This window comes from Mycobacterium sp. OTB74, assembly GCF_029892685.1.
In the GTDB taxonomy this organism is placed as follows: domain Bacteria; phylum Actinomycetota; class Actinomycetes; order Mycobacteriales; family Mycobacteriaceae; genus Mycobacterium.
The window spans coordinates 63,306-78,542 of sequence record NZ_JARXVD010000003.1 but is presented as its reverse complement, the minus strand read 5'-3'; the positions used below and the strand labels follow the sequence as shown (position 1 = coordinate 78,542).

15 protein-coding genes, 1 tRNA gene and 1 other RNA gene are annotated in these 15,237 nt (G+C 65.9%); 11 read left to right on the top strand and 6 right to left on the bottom strand.

Annotation, left to right across the window (positions count from 1 at the left end):
• Position 1 precedes the first annotated feature (1 nt).
• Together M2432_RS05900 and M2432_RS05895 are read right to left on the bottom strand one after the other, a co-directional pair.
• Positions 2–334 (bottom strand): YbaB/EbfC family nucleoid-associated protein, encoded by a 333-nt coding sequence (locus M2432_RS05900; protein ID WP_280825840.1) that lies wholly within the window; start codon positions 332–334, stop codon positions 2–4.
• Positions 335–447: 113 nt separating this feature from the next.
• Positions 448–885 (bottom strand): SRPBCC family protein, encoded by a 438-nt coding sequence (locus tag M2432_RS05895; RefSeq protein ID WP_280826157.1) that lies wholly within the window; start codon positions 883–885, stop codon positions 448–450.
• A 104-nt stretch (positions 886–989) separates the two neighbouring features.
• On the opposite strand from M2432_RS05895, the gene M2432_RS05890 reads away from it, so the two are divergent.
• Together M2432_RS05890 and M2432_RS05885 are read left to right on the top strand one after the other, a co-directional pair.
• On the top strand, positions 990–2,381 hold the full coding sequence (locus M2432_RS05890; RefSeq protein ID WP_280825839.1) for an FAD-binding oxidoreductase: 1,392 nt from the start codon (positions 990–992) through the stop codon (positions 2,379–2,381).
• Positions 2,378–3,679: a class I SAM-dependent methyltransferase gene (locus M2432_RS05885; RefSeq protein ID WP_280825838.1), complete on the top strand. Its 1,302-nt coding sequence runs from the start codon at positions 2,378–2,380 to the stop codon at positions 3,677–3,679. The genes M2432_RS05890 and M2432_RS05885 overlap by 4 nt, the downstream gene beginning before the upstream one ends.
• Positions 3,680–3,686: 7 nt before the next feature.
• Here M2432_RS05885 and M2432_RS05880 read toward each other — a convergent pair whose 3' ends face one another.
• The 3 genes from M2432_RS05880 to ffs form a co-directional block, all read right to left on the bottom strand.
• Positions 3,687–5,633, bottom strand: a complete 1,947-nt coding sequence (locus M2432_RS05880) for a DNA polymerase III subunits gamma/tau (RefSeq protein WP_280825837.1) — start codon at positions 5,631–5,633, stop codon at positions 3,687–3,689.
• A gap of 113 nt (positions 5,634–5,746) precedes the next feature.
• Entirely contained in the window at positions 5,747–7,021 is a 1,275-nt protein-coding gene (locus M2432_RS05875) for an aminotransferase class I/II-fold pyridoxal phosphate-dependent enzyme (protein WP_280825836.1), read from the bottom strand.
• Between the two features lie 28 nt (positions 7,022–7,049).
• Positions 7,050–7,148, bottom strand: an RNA gene (ffs, locus tag M2432_RS05870) — signal recognition particle sRNA small type.
• 137 nt (positions 7,149–7,285) lie between these two features.
• On the opposite strand from ffs, the gene M2432_RS05865 reads away from it, so the two are divergent.
• The 8 genes from M2432_RS05865 (at position 7,286) to M2432_RS05830 (ending at position 13,259) form a co-directional block, all read left to right on the top strand.
• Positions 7,286–7,371, top strand: a tRNA-Ser gene (locus M2432_RS05865).
• 80 nt (positions 7,372–7,451) lie between these two features.
• Positions 7,452–8,177, top strand: a complete 726-nt coding sequence (locus M2432_RS05860) for a hypothetical protein (protein ID WP_280825835.1) — start codon at positions 7,452–7,454, stop codon at positions 8,175–8,177.
• A 43-nt stretch (positions 8,178–8,220) separates the two neighbouring features.
• Complete coding sequence (locus M2432_RS05855) at positions 8,221–9,234, top strand: S1C family serine protease (protein WP_280825834.1); 1,014 nt, start codon at positions 8,221–8,223, stop codon at positions 9,232–9,234.
• Positions 9,235–9,288: 54 nt separating this feature from the next.
• Positions 9,289–10,347 carry a dihydrodipicolinate reductase gene (locus M2432_RS05850; protein WP_280825833.1) on the top strand — a complete coding sequence of 353 codons (1,059 nt, stop codon included), beginning with the start codon at positions 9,289–9,291 and terminating at the stop codon, positions 10,345–10,347.
• Positions 10,348–10,397: 50 nt separating this feature from the next.
• Complete coding sequence (locus tag M2432_RS05845) at positions 10,398–10,523, top strand: hypothetical protein (RefSeq protein ID WP_280825832.1); 126 nt, start codon at positions 10,398–10,400, stop codon at positions 10,521–10,523.
• Positions 10,524–10,670: 147 nt separating this feature from the next.
• Positions 10,671–11,729, top strand: coding sequence for a 3-oxoacyl-[acyl-carrier-protein] synthase III C-terminal domain-containing protein (locus M2432_RS05840; protein WP_280825831.1), 1,059 nt, complete (start codon positions 10,671–10,673; stop codon positions 11,727–11,729).
• A 4-nt stretch (positions 11,730–11,733) separates the two neighbouring features.
• Positions 11,734–12,243, top strand: coding sequence for an isoprenylcysteine carboxyl methyltransferase family protein (locus tag M2432_RS05835; RefSeq protein ID WP_280825830.1), 510 nt, complete (start codon positions 11,734–11,736; stop codon positions 12,241–12,243).
• The gene (locus M2432_RS05830; RefSeq protein WP_280825829.1) at positions 12,240–13,259 is read left to right on the top strand and encodes an NAD(P)/FAD-dependent oxidoreductase; all 1,020 of its coding nucleotides are present in this window, start codon (positions 12,240–12,242) and stop codon (positions 13,257–13,259) included. Before M2432_RS05835 ends, M2432_RS05830 begins: the two co-directional genes overlap by 4 nt.
• 24 nt (positions 13,260–13,283) lie before the next feature.
• On the opposite strand, the gene M2432_RS05825 is transcribed toward M2432_RS05830, so the two are convergent.
• Complete coding sequence (locus tag M2432_RS05825; protein WP_280825828.1) at positions 13,284–14,528, bottom strand: oxygenase MpaB family protein; 1,245 nt, start codon at positions 14,526–14,528, stop codon at positions 13,284–13,286.
• A gap of 285 nt (positions 14,529–14,813) precedes the next feature.
• Between M2432_RS05825 and M2432_RS05820 the strand changes: the two genes are divergently transcribed.
• Positions 14,814–15,227 carry an SRPBCC family protein gene (locus M2432_RS05820; RefSeq protein WP_280825827.1) on the top strand — a complete coding sequence of 138 codons (414 nt, stop codon included), beginning with the start codon at positions 14,814–14,816 and terminating at the stop codon, positions 15,225–15,227.
• The last annotated feature ends 10 nt before the right edge of the window (positions 15,228–15,237 follow it).

Here is a 15,237-nt window from a genome sequence, read left to right as displayed (position 1 = left end):
CTCAGAACCCGGGCAGACCCATGCCCTGCATGCCGCCGGCCAGCGGCCCCAGCCGCTGCTGTGCCATCAGCGTGACCTGCTCGGCAGCGTCACCCAGGGCGCCGACGAGCAAGTCCTGCAGCGTCTCGACGTCCGAAGGGTCCACAACCTTCGGGTCGATGGTCACCGCGGTGATCTCGCCGCTTCCCATCATGGTGACCTTGACCAGGCCACCGCCGGCCTGACCGATCACCTCGGCGGCGGCCAGCGCGTCCTGCGCCTGAATTAACTGAGCCTGCATCTGCTGCGCCTGGGCAAGCAGTGCGGACATATCGGGCTGACCACCGGGTTGCATGACGATCCCCTTATTGCTCTCGACGAAGTATCGAATTCGATCGGCTTGCGCCCAAGCCTAGTCGCCCGGTGAATCACCGGGCTTTCACCAGGCCATTGGCGCGCCGACGGACCTCAGGCTTCGACTGCAGTCTTCAGGTTGCCCAGCACCTCGTCCTGGATCTTGCGCAGACCCATCGGCGCGAACGTCTTCTCGAAGAAGCCACCGATGCCGCCGGCCCCCTGCCACGCGGTCTTCATGGTGACGGTCGAACCGGTCCCGGCGGGCGCGACGGTCCACGTGGTCACCATGGACGAGTTGGCGTCTTTCTCGATGACACTGTGGCCGGCCACATCAACGCTGGCCTTGACGTCGCGCGAACGACTCTTGGTGGCCTGCAGCTTCCAGGTCGCGACGGTGCCGGCGCCGTGGCCGCCTTCAAGCACCTGGTACCCGCTGTAGTTGGACGAGAGGATCTTCGGACGCACGGTCTGGTAATCGGCAACTGCCGCCAGAACCTTCTCCGGTTCGGCGTTGATCAAAACGGTGCTGGTCGCGCTGACCTGTCCCATCAGATAAAACTCCTTGTTCACGTGACGATGAAATGGGCTGCCCAGCAGGGCTGGCCCCGTGTGTTGCGGTCGCGAGGACCGCAGTCTGCAACTAGCGTATAGGTGTGGCCGTAGTCACGTGGGACGAGCAGGCCGCCCATACCGCGGCGGTCCAGCAACTCCTGGACAGTTACCGCAGCATCCCACCAGGTGCCGCGGTGCGCCTGGCCAAGCCGACGTCGAATCTGTTCCGACCGCGAACCCGCCACCGCGCGAAGGGACTGGATGTCTCCGGCCTCGACGGTGTCCTGCGCATCGACGCCCAAAACCGCACCGCCGACGTCCAGGGCATGTGCACTTACGAGACCCTGGTGGCCGCGACGCTGCCATTCGGCCTGGCGCCGTTGGTCGTTCCGCAGTTGAAGACCATCACGCTCGGCGGCGCGGTCACCGGACTGGGCATCGAGTCATCCTCGTTCCGCAACGGCCTTCCGCATGAGTCCGTGCGGGAGATGGACATCCTCACCGGAGCCGGTGAGCTGATCACCGCGACACCGAACGACCACTCGGATCTGTTCCACGCGTTCCCGAATTCCTATGGCACGCTGGGTTATTCGGTGCGGTTACAGATCGAGCTGGAACCGGTACTGCCGTTCGTGCAGCTGCGGCATCTGCGATTTCACCGAGTGGCCGACCTGGTCGACGCGATGGACCGGATCATCGACACCGGTGGGTATCGCGGCACCCCCGTCGACTACCTCGACGGCGTGGTGTTCAGTCCCGACGAGAGCTACTTGTGCCTAGGGGTGAAAACCGCGACTCCCGGTCCGGTCAGCGACTACACCGGGCAGCACATCTTCTACCGGTCCATCCAGCACGACGGCGGCGAACTGCAGGACCGGCTGACCATCCACGACTACTTCTGGCGTTGGGACACTGACTGGTTCTGGTGTTCAAGGGCATTCGGTGCACAGAACCCGTCCATCCGGCGACTGTGGCCACGCCGCTACCGGCGCAGCAGCGTCTATTGGAAGCTGGTCGGCCTGGACCGGCGCTTCCGCATCGCCGATAGGATCGAAACACGTCGCCTGCGCGCCCCGAGCCGGCCGCTGCAGGAGCCGGTGGTGCAGGACGTCGAGATCCCGATCGGGCGGGTCACCGAATTTGTCGATTGGTTTCTGGCGAATATCCCCATCGAGCCGATCTGGTTGTGCCCGTTGCGGTTACGCGGTAGCACCGAGTGGCCGTTGTACCCGCTGCGGCCACACCGCAGCTACGTCAATGTCGGCTTTTGGTCATCTGTTCCGGCCGGCGCCGAGCCCGGGCAGACCAACCGGCTCATCGAACAGAAGGTGGACGAGCTCGACGGCCACAAATCGCTCTATTCCGAATCGTTCTACCCGGCAGCCGAATTCGACCGACTTTACGGCGGCGCTGCCTATCGGACCGTCAAAGAGGTTTACGACCCGGATTCACGGCTACTCGACCTATATACGAAGGCGGTGCAACGGCAATGACAACTTTCAAGGAACGCAGCTATACCGACAAGCTGACCTTGGCCCAGGTGCTGGAGAGTTTCGCCGACGGTCGACTACCACTGAAATTCCGGGCGTACGACGGCAGCTCGTCCGGACCCGAAGACGCGACCCTGGGACTGGACCTGCGTACCCCCCGCGGCACCACCTACCTGGCCACCTCGCCCGGCGATCTCGGCTTGGCGCGCGCCTACGTCTCCGGTGATCTCGAAGCACTAGGGGTGCACCCGGGCGATCCGTACGAGCTACTCAAGGCGTTCTCCGACAAGACGTCGTTCAAGCGGCCGCCGGCCCGGGTACTGGCAAACATCGTGCGGTCCATCGGGTTTGAGCATCTGGTCCCGATCGCGCCGCCACCGCAGGAGGCGCTGCCCAAGTGGCGCCGAGTGGCTGAGGGCCTGCGGCACAGCAGGACCCGGGACGCCGAGGCCATCCACCACCACTACGACGTTTCGAACGCGTTCTACGAGAAGACGCTCGGCCCGTCGATGACGTACACCTGTGCGTGCTATCCCCGGCCGGACGCCACGCTTGAGGAAGCCCAGGAGAACAAGTACCGGCTGGTGTTCGACAAGCTGCGGCTGCAGCCCGGGGACCGGTTACTCGACGTCGGCTGCGGCTGGGGTGGCATGGTCCGGTATGCCGCCCGCCGCGGGGTTCGTGCGACGGGTGTGACCCTGTCGCACGAACAGGCGACCTGGGCACAGCGCGCCATCGCAGACGAGGGTCTCACCGAACTGGCCGAGGTGCGCCACGGCGACTACCGCGACGTGCGCGCAGGCGGTTTCGATGCGGTGTCCTCCATCGGCCTGACCGAGCACATCGGCATAGCCAACTACCCGGCATACTTCAGCTTCCTGCGCGACCGGCTGCGCACCGGCGGGTTGCTGCTCAACCACTGCATCACCAGGCCCGACAACCGTTCGACACCCATCGGCGGATTCATCGACCGCTACGTGTTCCCGGACGGCGAGCTCACCGGCTCCGGCCGGATCATCACCGCGGTGCAGGACTGCGGGTTGGAGGTGCTGCACGAGGAGAACTTGCGTCATCACTACGCGCTGACCCTGCGCGACTGGTGCGCCAACCTCGTGGCGCACTGGGACGACGCGGTCGCCGAGGTCGGGCTGGCCACCGCGAAGGTGTGGGGCATGTACATGGCCGGGTCCCGGCTTGGCTTCGAGACCAATGTGGTTCAGCTGCACCAGGTTCTAGCGGTCAAGCTGGACAGCCACGGGTCCGACCGCGGTCTGCCGTTGCGGCCATGGTGGGCGGCCTGAGCAGAGGCTATTCGCCAATCGGCTTGGCGCCGAGCTCATTACGCAGCAGCTCCAGCGCCACTTCTTCCGGATCGCGGCGCGGCGCGTTCTGACCGGCGTCGTGAGCCGCCTCGGCGAGCATGTCCTCTTCCTCAGCCCGCTCGACAGCGGCCTGCTGTTCGGGCGTCGGGGCTGCGGCTCGCGGAGCCGCTGCAGGCGCAGCGCTTGACGGTGCCGCTCCCGCCGGGGCAGCACCGGCGTCGCAACGCACCCGCCAGTTAACGCCCAGCGCGTCTTTGAGGGCTTCCCGGATGACGTCTGTGTTGTGCTGCTCGCTGAGCCGTTTGGCCAGCGGCGGTGCCGGGTGCGCCAACACCAGCGTGTCGTTATCGACGGCCCGGACCGTCGCCTCCATCAGCATGGCCTCCAGCGACCGGCTGCGCAGCCGGACCTTCTCGCGCACCGTCGTCCACATGGCGCGTACCGCGGCGGCGTCGGGTTCACCCGGTGTGGCCATGGCCGTGGCCGGAGTTGCGGGCTCGGCAGCGGGCTGCGGGGCTGGCGGACGCACGGACTCGGGTGGGGTTTCACGTTGCACCGGCGGTTCGGGACCCGGGCGGGGCTCTGACTGATGCACCGGCTCAGGTTCGGGCGCCGACGGTTCCGGAGGTGAAACCTGCTGTGGTGCTTGGCTTCTCCGAGTAAACTGGCGGTTCGCCGCCGTGGGCGCGGCTACGGGCTGCGCAGGACTCTCGGCGACCGGCGCCGGGGTCGCCGGAGCGGGGCGCGACACCGCTCCTCTCTCGGACACCGGGACCGAGACGTTCATGCGGGTCTCGATCCGCTCGATCCGTTGCAGCAGCGCGGCTTCGGTATCGCTGGCCGACGGCAGCAGCAGTCGCGCGCACACCACTTCCAGCAGCAGTCGCGGAGCCGTCGCACCGCGCATCTCCCCCAGGCCGGCATGCACCACCTCGGCATAACGGGTCAGCGTCGCGGTGCCGATCTGGGCCGCTTGCTCGCGCATGCGCTCTAGCACGTCTTCAGGGGCATCTACCACGCCGCGGGTCGCGGCATCCGGAACCACTTGCAACACAATCAAATCCCGGAAGCGCTCCAACAGGTCGGTGGCGAACCTGCGCGGGTCGTGCCCGGCGTCGATCACCGATTCGACCGCTCCGAACAGCCCGGCCCCGTCACCGGCCGCCAGGGCGTCGACGGCCCGATCGATCAACGCCAGGTCGGTGACGCCCAGCAGCGACAGCGCCCGCTGATAGACCACCCGGTTCTGCTCGGCGCCGGCCAGCAGCTGATCGAGCACCGACAAGGTGTCGCGGGGCGAGCCGCCGCCGGCCCGAATGACCAAGGGGTACACCGCATCATCGACCTGCACGTCTTCCTGCGCGCAGATCTTCTCCAGCAGCCCGCGCATGGTCTTGGGCGGCAGCAGCCGGAACGGATAGTGGTGGGTGCGCGAGCGGATGGTCGGCAGCACCTTCTCCGGCTCGGTGGTGGCGAATACGAAGATCAGGTGCTCCGGCGGCTCCTCGACGATCTTGAGCAGCGCGTTGAAACCGGCGTTGGTGACCATGTGCGCTTCGTCGATGATGAAGATGCGGTACCGCGACTGGGCCGGTGCGTAAAACGCTCGGTCGCGCAGTTCGCGGGTGTCGTCCACACCACCGTGGCTGGCCGCGTCGAGCTCGACGACGTCGATGTTGCCCGGCCCGTTGGGCGCCAGCGCCACGCAGGAGTGGCACTGCCCGCACGGATTGGCGGTCGGTCCCTGCTCGCAGTTCAGCGAGCGGGCCAGGATGCGGGCCGACGACGTCTTGCCGCAGCCACGCGGCCCTGAGAACAGGTAGGCATGGTTGATCCGGCCTGATTCCAGCGCGTTGCACAGCGGTTCGGTGACATGTTCCTGCCCGACTACCTCAGCGAAACTTGCCGGTCGGTATTTGCGGTAGAGGGCCACGGGAGAAGGCTACCGAGCCGGTCCGACGGGCGCTCTGGTGACCATTGACTCTGCGGTGACGGCGCGTGGTACTCGAACTTTTCCAGCGCCGGCACAGAGTCAACGCCCAAGAGCTAGCGCCTGAGTAACTCCTCGGTCGCCGCCAAGAGCGCACACGTCGCCAGGCCGTCGATGGCATCCCGCAGATCCGGTAGCTCCGGGAACGACGGCGCGATCCGAATGTTCTTGTCCTCCGGGTCTTTTCGGTACGGGAACGACGCCCCGGCCTCGGTCACCGCGATCCCGGCGTCTTTCGCCAAAGCCACCGTCCGGCGAGCGGTACCCGGCCACACATCCAGGCTGACGAAGTAGCCGCCCTTGGGCTCGGTCCACGACGCGATCTTGGACTCGCCCAGCCGGTCTTCCAGGATCTCCAGCACCGCGGCGAACTTCGGCGCCAACAGTGCCTGGTGCTTCTGCATGTGCAACCGCACCCCGTCGGCGTCGCCGAAGAACCGGGCATGGCGCAGCTGATTGACCTTGTCCGGGCCGATGGTCTTTTTCGCGGCATGTTGCAGGTACCACGCGATGTTGCCCAGCGAGCCGCCGAAGAAGCTGACCCCGGCGCCGGCGAAGGTGATCTTGGAGGTAGACGCGAACACGTACGGCCGGTTCGGGTTGCCCGCGGTCGCCGCCAGCCCGACGATGTCGATGTTCGGGACCGTATCGTGGGTCAGCGTGTGCACCGCGTACGCGTTGTCCCAGAACAACCGAAAATCGCTGGCTGCCGTCAGCATCTGGACCAGGCGCCGGGTGTGCTCCCAGGAGTAGGTGACACCGGTCGGGTTGCCGAACACCGGCACGCACCACATGCCCTTGATCGCCGGGTCGGCCGCGACCAGTTCTTCGATCAGGTCGACGTCAGGGCCGTCTTCACGCATGGGCACCGGGATCATCTCGATGCCGAAGCTCTCGCTGATGGCGAAGTGCCGGTCATAACCGGGCGCTGGGCAGATGAACTTGACGACCGGCTCCTGCACCCAGGGCCGAGCCGAATCCACGCCGCCGTGCAGCAGAGAGAACACCACAACGTCGTGCATCATCTCCAGGCTGGCGTTGTTGCCGGCGATCAGGTTGGGCACGCTCATGCCGAGCAGTTCAGCGAAGATGGCGCGCAGTTCCGGCAGCCCGTGCAGGCCGCCGTAGTTACGGGTGTCGCAGCCTTCGGCGTCGCGAAAGTTCTCACCCGGCAGGCTCAGCATGGCGTTCGACAGGTCCAGCTGCGCCGCCGACGGCTTGCCGCGGGTGAGGTCCAGGCTGAGCTTTCGAGCCTGAAGTTCCGCATAGTTTTGCTGCTGCAGATCGTGGTGGGCCTGCAGTTCATCACGGCCGAGGGATAAAAACGACACGGCGCGCCTTTCGCATCAAATGCCGCGAGAATTACGGGGACCCCGCGCACCCGCCAGAGCCCGTTGACCCTTGCTGCCTTCCGGCCCTGGGGGAGTTCACAGGATGGACGCCGCGCGGGGTCCGGCCCAATACCTTAGTCGCTGCCGCGAATCGACGTGTGGCCAGGTACGAATCGAGCACGTCAGCGCACTCCTGAGCCACCATCTGCCGGGCTGAACTCACCCGGACATGAGCATCTCGGCTGGTCGGTTACCATTGTCGGCGGAGGATTCGCCTAGTGGCCTATGGCGCTCGCCTGGAACGCGGGTTGGGTTAACAGCCCTCAGGGGTTCAAATCCCCTATCCTCCGCACTCGGTCCGGGGTGCGACCGGCTCAACCGCCCGTCGCACCCCGGACCCCATCGAAGTGAAACTCGCTCGAGGAGGAGCATGCGGCGGCCGGTAGCGATCTTGTGGCACGCGTCGTTCGTCATCCTCGCCGGGCTTCTGTACTTCTTCTTCGTGTTGCCTCGCTGGAACGAACTGACCGGCGACTGGTCGCACACTCTTGGCACCGCGATGCGCATCGTCTGCGGCGTCCTGATCGCGCTGTCCACACTTCCGGTGCTGCTCACCCTGCAGCGCACCAGCAAGCCCGAATACAACACCCCGCAGCTGGCACTCTCGCTGCGCACCTGGTCCGTCGCCCTGCACATTCTGGGCGGTGTACTGATCACCGGAGCTGCCATCAGCGAAATCTGGCTGACCCTGGACAACGCGGGCACTTGGCTCTTCGGCATCTACGGGGCCGCTGGCGGCGTCACCCTGTTAGCCGCACTGGCCTTCTACCTGGCATTCCTGGCTGAACTGCCGCCACCGCCGCCCAAGCCGTTGAAGGCCAAATCAACCACCCGCGGCCGAGGCCGCAAATCCGACGAGCCGACCGATTCTGCAGCCGCTGACGAGGTCGACGACGACACCACCTCCGACTCAGAATCCGAAATCGGTAACACTGAAGGCGCCGAATCCGAAGAATCAGTCGAAGAAGCACCGACTGACGAGGAAACCACCACTGCCGATTCCGGGGATGCTCCGGAAAGCAAACTGCGCAACCGCCGATCCGGGAAAGGCTCCGGGCCGTTCGGTCGGTCGCGTGGCGGGGTTTCGCTCGACTAAGGGCTAACACGCAGCGACGACGTCGCAGTCCGGAGGACAGCACATGGGTGGGTTCCGCTTACACAGCCGACTCGGTGCTGCCATAGTCACCTGCTTGGCCACTGCCGCGGTCGTGACGGCCACGCCCGTCGCTCACGCCGACCTCTCGCACGCGGTGGACGCCGTCGCTCCCTCAGTGGCCAGGATCGACACCGTCATCAACTACCAGCACGCCATCGGCGCCGGTACCGGCATGGTGCTCGACCCCGATGGTGCGGTGCTGACCAATTTTCACGTCGTGCAGGGCGCTGACAAGGTCGTCGCCACGGTCGGCGGTCATCAATATCGGGCCGACCTCGTCGGATACGACCGCCGCCGCGACATCGCGATCCTTCAGTTGCGCGGCGCCGGCGGCCTACCCGCCGCTCCGCTCGGCGACTCCTCCCGGATTGGGAACGGCGACCCCGTGGTCGCACTCGGCAACGCCGACGGCAGCGGTAGCCCGTTGACCCGGGAGTCCGGCCAGGTTGTCGGGCTGGGACGCACGATCAGCGCCAAAGACGAACTGACAGGCAGCGCCGAGCAGGTGAACGGCCTGATCCAGTTCGCGGCACCGGTACGCGCCGGGGACTCCGGCGGCCCAGTCGTCGACGGCTCGAACCAGGTCATCGGCATGACGACCGCCGCCACCCTGAACTACCGCATGGGCCCGGCGGGCCAGGGTTACGCCATCCCGATCAACGACGCCCTGGCCGTCGCCGGACAAATCCGTTCCGGTGCGGCGACCGACACCGTGCACATCGGTCAGCCGACGCTGCTCGGGGTTGGCGTCGGCGGCTCAGAGCAGCAGTCTCAGTTGCCCGGCGTATTGATCCGCGACGTGATCCCGGGCGGGCCCGCGCAGCAGGCGGGCGTGATGTCCGGGGATGTCCTGGTCAGCATTGACGGGGTGACTGTGAACTCGGCGAACGCACTAACCTCGGTGCTGGACCGGCATTACCCGGGTGATGTCGTTGACTTGTTCTGGATCGACCGTGCCGGTTCGCAGCACACCGCCAAAGCGACGCTGACGGCCTAATTAGCTGAGTCGAAAACGGCGTGTCGCCCCACGCTGTCGCCATATGCTGAGCGAGTGCACAACAATGCTCCCTATCGCGTCGTCCAATGGACCACCGGCAACGTCGGCAAAAGCTCCGTCGCGGCCATAGCCAAGAACCCCACCCTCGAACTCGTCGGCTGTTATGCCTGGTCAGAAGACAAAGTCGGGCGCGACGTCGGCGAGCTAGCCGGCATCGAACCGCTCGGAGTGACCGCCACCAACGACGTCGACGCGCTGCTCGCGCTCAAGCCCGACGTCGTGGTCTACAACCCGATGTGGATCGACGTCGACGAACTGGTGCGCATCTTGGAGGCCGGCGTCAACGTCGTGGCCACCGCATCGTTCATCACCGGCCACAACCAGGGCCCTGGCCGCGACCGCATCGCCGAGGCCTGCACCAAGGGCGGGTCGACCATGTTCGGCTCCGGCATCAGCCCCGGCTACGTCAACCAGTTGTCGGTGGTCGCGGCCGGTATCTGCGACCGGGTGGACTGCATCACCGTCAACGAGGCCGCCGACACCACCTTCTACGACTCCCCCGCCACCGAGAAGCCGGTCGGGTTCGGTCGCCCCATCGACGATCCGGAGCTGCAGGCTATGACCGCGCACGGCACCGGCGTCTTCGGCGAGGCCGTGCGGATGGTCGCCGACGCGCTGGGGATCGAGCTCGACGAGGTTCGCTGCGACGCCGAATATGCCCAGACCACAGCGGATTTGGACCTGGGTTCGTGGACCATCCCGGCCGGTTGCGTCGCGGGTGTGTACGCAAGCTGGAAAGGCATCGCCGACGGGAAGACCCGCGTGCAGATCAACGTCCGGTGGCGCAAGGGCCAGACGCTGGAACCGGATTGGCAGATCGATCAGGACGGCTGGGTGATCGAGGTTGCCGGCCGCCCGACCGTCACCATGAAGGTCGGCTTCCTGCCACCACCGGACTTCGAGGCGACCACGCTCGAGGAGTTCATGGTCCTGGGCCACATCATGACCGCCACCCCACCGCTGAACGCGATTCCCGCGGTCGTAGCGGCCGAACCGGGCATCGTCACCTACAACGACCTGCCACTGATCCTGCCGCGCGGGGTTGCCGGATAGCTGCGACGCAGCGGAGTAGTCGGCCAAGCCGGCTACTCCGCTAGCAATTGGTGTCCAATCGAATGGACCTGAATGCGCACCTGGCTTTGACCAATGGCGCCGAGACGTTGGCCTCAGTTCGCAACCGCTGGACTGCGGTCGGTGCCGTGGTGGCGACTGCAGAAGTCCGTCGCTAGCAACCACAACCGCCGACAAACCTCGACGGCTACCCGCCTGTCGCAACCACCGCAGCGATGGCATCCCAAGCGCTGCAACGGAAGTTTTTGACGCCCAGGTGAACCGGGACGGACGCGATCTCGTATCTCCTTGTGGAGGTGTCATCAATGAGCGTAATCGCAAGCGTCCGTGGCGAACTACCCGCCAACCACTACACCCAGGATCAAATAACCGATGCACTGCTGACGTGGCCTGGCTACGCCGAACATGAGGCGGCAATCCGGCAGCTGCATCGCAGTTCAAAGGTCGACAGCAGGTACACCGTGCTGCCGCTGGAGGAATACGTCTCCCTGACCGACTTCGGCCAGGCCAACGATGTCTTCATCGAGCACGCGGTCAAGCTGGGCTGTGCGGCGGTATTGGGTGCGCTGGAGGAGGCCGGCCTCGAACCGGCCGACGTGGACGTCATCTACACCACCACTGTCACGGGTGTCGCTGTGCCGACGTTGGACGCTCGAATCGCAGGCATCATCGGCCTGCGGCCCGACGTCAGACGGGTCCCGATGTTCGGATTGGGTTGTGTGGCAGGCGCCGCCGGAGTTGCCCGCATCAACGACTACCTGCGCGGTGCACCCGATGACGTCGCGGTACTGCTGGCCGTCGAACTGTGCTCGCTGATACCGAAGACCGCTCCGTCGATGGCGACGGTCGTCGGCTCCAGCCTGTTCGGAGACGGAGCTGCCGCGGTCGTGATGGTCGGCGACACTCGCGCCGAGAAGATCCACGCCTCGGGTCCGGAGGTCCTCGATTCGCGCAGCCACCTGTATCCCGATTCAGAGCGCACCATGGGATGGGACATCGATTCCAGCGGCTTCCGGCTGGTGTTGTCGCCCGACGTACCGAAGGTCGTCGAACAATACCTTGGGGCTGATGTCACGGGATTCCTTGACGCACATGGCCTTACGGTCAGCGACGTGGGCGCCTGGGTGAGCCACCCGGGTGGCCCGAAGGTCATCGAGGCGATCACCGCGACCTTAGGTCTGCACGACGATGCCCTCGAACTCACCTGGCGGTCGCTGTCCGAAGTGGGCAATCTGTCGTCGGCATCGGTGCTGCACGTGCTGCGCGACACCATTTCCAAACGCCCCGGTCCCGGTAGCGCCGGACTCATGCTGGCGATGGGCCCGGGCTTCTGTTCCGAGCTGGTCCTGCTGCGCTGGCGTTGATCAAATGACTTGGTATCTAGTGCTGATTGGCGTCGTCTCCATCGAGCGCGTCGTTGAATTGATTGTCTCCAAGCGCAACCTGGCCTGGTCGACCGCGCGTGGCGGTACCGAATTCGGCTTCAGCCACTACCCGGTCATGGTGGTGTTGCACGTCGGTCTGCTGGTCGGGTGTGTGTTGGAGCCACTGCTGCTCCAACGGCCGTTCATCGGACCATTGGGGTGGCCGATGCTGACGCTGGTGGTGGCTGCCCAAATCCTGCGGTGGTGGTGCATCACAACGCTTGGGCCCCAATGGAATACTCGCGTCATTGTGGTTCCGGGTGCGCAGCGCGTGGTAAGCGGCCCGTACCGGTGGATACCGCATCCCAACTATGTGGCCGTGGTAGTCGAAGGATTCGCCCTGCCACTGGTGCATACTGCGTGGCTGACAGCGGCGGTCTTCACCACACTCAACGCGCTGCTGTTGCGCACCCGACTGCGGGTCGAGAACGCAGCGCTGGCGAGCTTGTCGTGATTGACATTCTGGTGGTCGGCGGCGGCCCCGCGGGGCTGGCGACGGCGCTGTACGCGGCATGCGCAGGTCTTGAGGCGGTCGTTGTCGAGCATCGGCCTGGCACGTTGGACAAGGCCTGTGGCGAGGGCATGATGCCGCACACCCTTGCCCACCTCGACCGACTCGGTGTCGTCGCGCCGGGGCAGGAGCTACGCGGGATCAGCTATCACGCGGGCGCACAACGGGTCGAAGCGACGTTCCGAGGCGGTGGAGTCGGCCGCGGGGTGCGCCGCACCACGTTGCATGCCGCAATGTCCGATGCCGCCCGGGCGGCCGGGGTGAAGTTCGTCCTGGGCACCGTCGGCGACATCAGCCAGGATGCCAATTGCATTCGCGCAGGCCAGTTTCGGGCCCGCTACCTGGTGGCTGCCGACGGACTGCACTCACCGATCCGGCGCGATCTCGGACTGCTGCAACCGACCACCGGACCGCGACGTTGGGGTATTCGCCGGCACGTGCAGATGGCCCCGTGGACCGACAAAGTCGAGGTGCATTGGAGCCCGGAGTCCGAGGCTTACGTGACGCCAGTGGCCGACGACTGCGTCGGTATCGCGATCCTGTCGGCCGGACGCGGCAACTTCGAGTCGAAATTCGCTGCGTTCGAAGAACTTCGGCAGCGGGTAGCCGGCTACGACGTCGGGCCTGACCGCGCAGCGGGACCGCTGCGTCAACAGGTGCGCAACCGCGTCGCTGGTCGGGTGCTGCTGGTCGGCGATGCCGCCGGCTACGTCGATGCCCTCACCGGCGAAGGCATGGGATTGGCGTTCAGCGGCGCCGAGGCATTGATCGACTGCGTGGCGCGGGACCGCGTCAACGAATACGACCATCAGTGGCTTCGGCTGACCCGCCGCTACCGGTTGCTGACGGAAGCGCTGGTGCGCTCGTCGGCCCACCCGTCGGTGCGGGCGGCACTGGTACCCGCCGCTGCCGTGCTGCCGAAAGTCTTTGCCGCAGCGGTGAATTGGTTGGCCTACTGACGACCAAGCCGGGGCGATCGGCCGCTACGCCACCCCGCGGACGTGTGACGCCGCTGCACCGATAGTGGCCTGCTCGTCGCCGATCATGGTGCGTAGCAATGCTTTCTGCTCCCGCAAGCCACGATCGGCCGCGGCGTTCAAGCCGCCCGACACTGTCAACGCCGCGATGCTTCTAGCCCCGTTGACTGGGATCCGGATCATCGGATACCAGGGCGGAACGTAGGCCGGCAATCCCAATGTGCGCATCGCCCGGGGCCCGAGGAATGCACTGGTGACCGACAGGTGCTGAGCCCAGGCCAGCCGTCGCCGCAGCCCCGCGGGACCGCGGTAATGCCAGCTCAGCGGGTCTTGCGCCATCGGTATCGACAGCTGCCGGGTGGTCCCGTCAGGGACCGCAAGCGCAGTGGAGGTGTGATAAAGGATGCGAATGCTGTCGCGGAACGAACGCGGCAGCCATTCGTCCTGCACGCCCATCAACCAACCCACATACCGGGTCAGGTGGGCGATGCTCTTGAGCTCGGCCGGGGTGGTCACGATTCCCATGGCCAGGCCGCCGACAACCGGCGCGATGAGCGCACCGACCAGGGTTGCCGCCATGTCCGTCTGGTTGATCGGCACGCCCCACTGATCGCGGCGCCAATCCGGCATGGCGCCGACATGCCAGCGCACCAGAGCATGTACGAACCGAACCCGGATCGTGGACCGATAGCCGACACCCAGCGGGCCCAGCCCGCCGTCGGAGATCACGTCCAGCGCCCATTGCATCGTCTCTGCGAACCGCTGGTTGGAACCTTTCTCCAGCGCTCCGGTCCGCAGCAGGGTCTGGTTGAAACCCGAGAACTGGTAGCCACCCAGCAGGGCGACGTCCCGCGCGATGTACATGCCGTCGGCGCCGCCGCGTCGCAACGCCCGCTGGCCTACGCGCAATGCCTTCGGGTCGACCCAGTCCGGAGTCGCCTCGACTGTGTGAAAGAACGTCCGTAACGGCTCCGGTGCGTCGGGCACCGATGCGATGCCGTCGGCGAGGGCGCGGTCAAACAACGGCCGCATCTGCTTCATCCCCGCGTCCGACATCCAGGCGACCAGCGCATCCATGGGTTCATCGCCGACAGTGAGCCGTTCCCCCAGCCTCTGCCATTGCGCCGCGTTGGGTTTACCGATGCCCATCATCGTGGCGAAAAGTCCGATACCAACGGGAACCGGACGCGGTTGGCCGGGATGTCGAGCCGGGATCAGCACGGGCGCCGTCGCCTCCTCGTCTAATGACAACACTTGTAGTCAAAAACGTACGGGGTGCCCGCTGGCCGGTCAATGGATTAGCGGTCCGTATTTCTGCCCAAGCGAGCCCGATGCCCCTGACCATGGTCGACACGGCGAAGTCAGCCAACGCTCGAAGCCCTTCCGGCGCAGGAGGCACCGCGCCGAGGCCCGCCGCCGCGCGTCGAGCCGACTGCTGCGCTCAGTGTTAAGCGAGTCCTCACCTCTGGATGCAAGGATCAACACACCGGGCGTGCCAGCCCGAGCCGATCACGTGCCAACCAGAATGGAGTCACCGTGAAGCGCAGCGCCTCAACGATCGTGGATGTCCCGATCGACAAAGTCTGGTCCGTGCTCAGCGACCACCAGGGCATCGAAAACTGGATTCCGGCATCGAAGGTCACGATGACTGAACAGGGCAGCCCGGAACCGAACGGGGTCGGTGCCGTGCGCCGGATCGCAGCACCCGGGCCGGTGCCTGCCATCGTCGAACGAGTGACGCGGTACGAGGCGCCGCACGTACTCGGCTACGAAGCTCTCTCAGGTGTTCTGTGGCAGAACCACCGCGGCGAGGTCAATCTCACCGAGACTGACGGTGGTACTCGTATCGAGTGGACGCTCAGCGGCGACGGACCGGTCGCGGTAGCGGGTATTCCGCTGCTCGCCGTCGGCCTGCTCCAACTGTTCGCGCGCGGGGTAAAGCGCGCCTGACGCCAGGTGC

Excerpts from the sequence above, each read along its gene's own strand:
- M2432_RS05900 (WP_280825840.1), bottom strand. The coding sequence starts at position 334 with ATGCAACCCGGTGGTCAGCCCGATATGTCCGCACTGCTTGCCCAGGCG.
- M2432_RS05895 (WP_280826157.1), bottom strand. The coding sequence starts at position 885 with ATGGGACAGGTCAGCGCGACCAGCACCGTTTTGATCAACGCCGAACCG.
- M2432_RS05885 (WP_280825838.1), top strand. The coding sequence starts at position 2,378 with ATGACAACTTTCAAGGAACGCAGCTATACCGACAAGCTGACCTTGGCC.
- M2432_RS05860 (WP_280825835.1), top strand. The coding sequence starts at position 7,452 with ATGCGGCGGCCGGTAGCGATCTTGTGGCACGCGTCGTTCGTCATCCTC.
- M2432_RS05855 (WP_280825834.1), top strand. The coding sequence starts at position 8,221 with ATGGGTGGGTTCCGCTTACACAGCCGACTCGGTGCTGCCATAGTCACC.
- M2432_RS05840 (WP_280825831.1), top strand. The coding sequence starts at position 10,671 with ATGAGCGTAATCGCAAGCGTCCGTGGCGAACTACCCGCCAACCACTAC.
- M2432_RS05835 (WP_280825830.1), top strand. The coding sequence starts at position 11,734 with ATGACTTGGTATCTAGTGCTGATTGGCGTCGTCTCCATCGAGCGCGTC.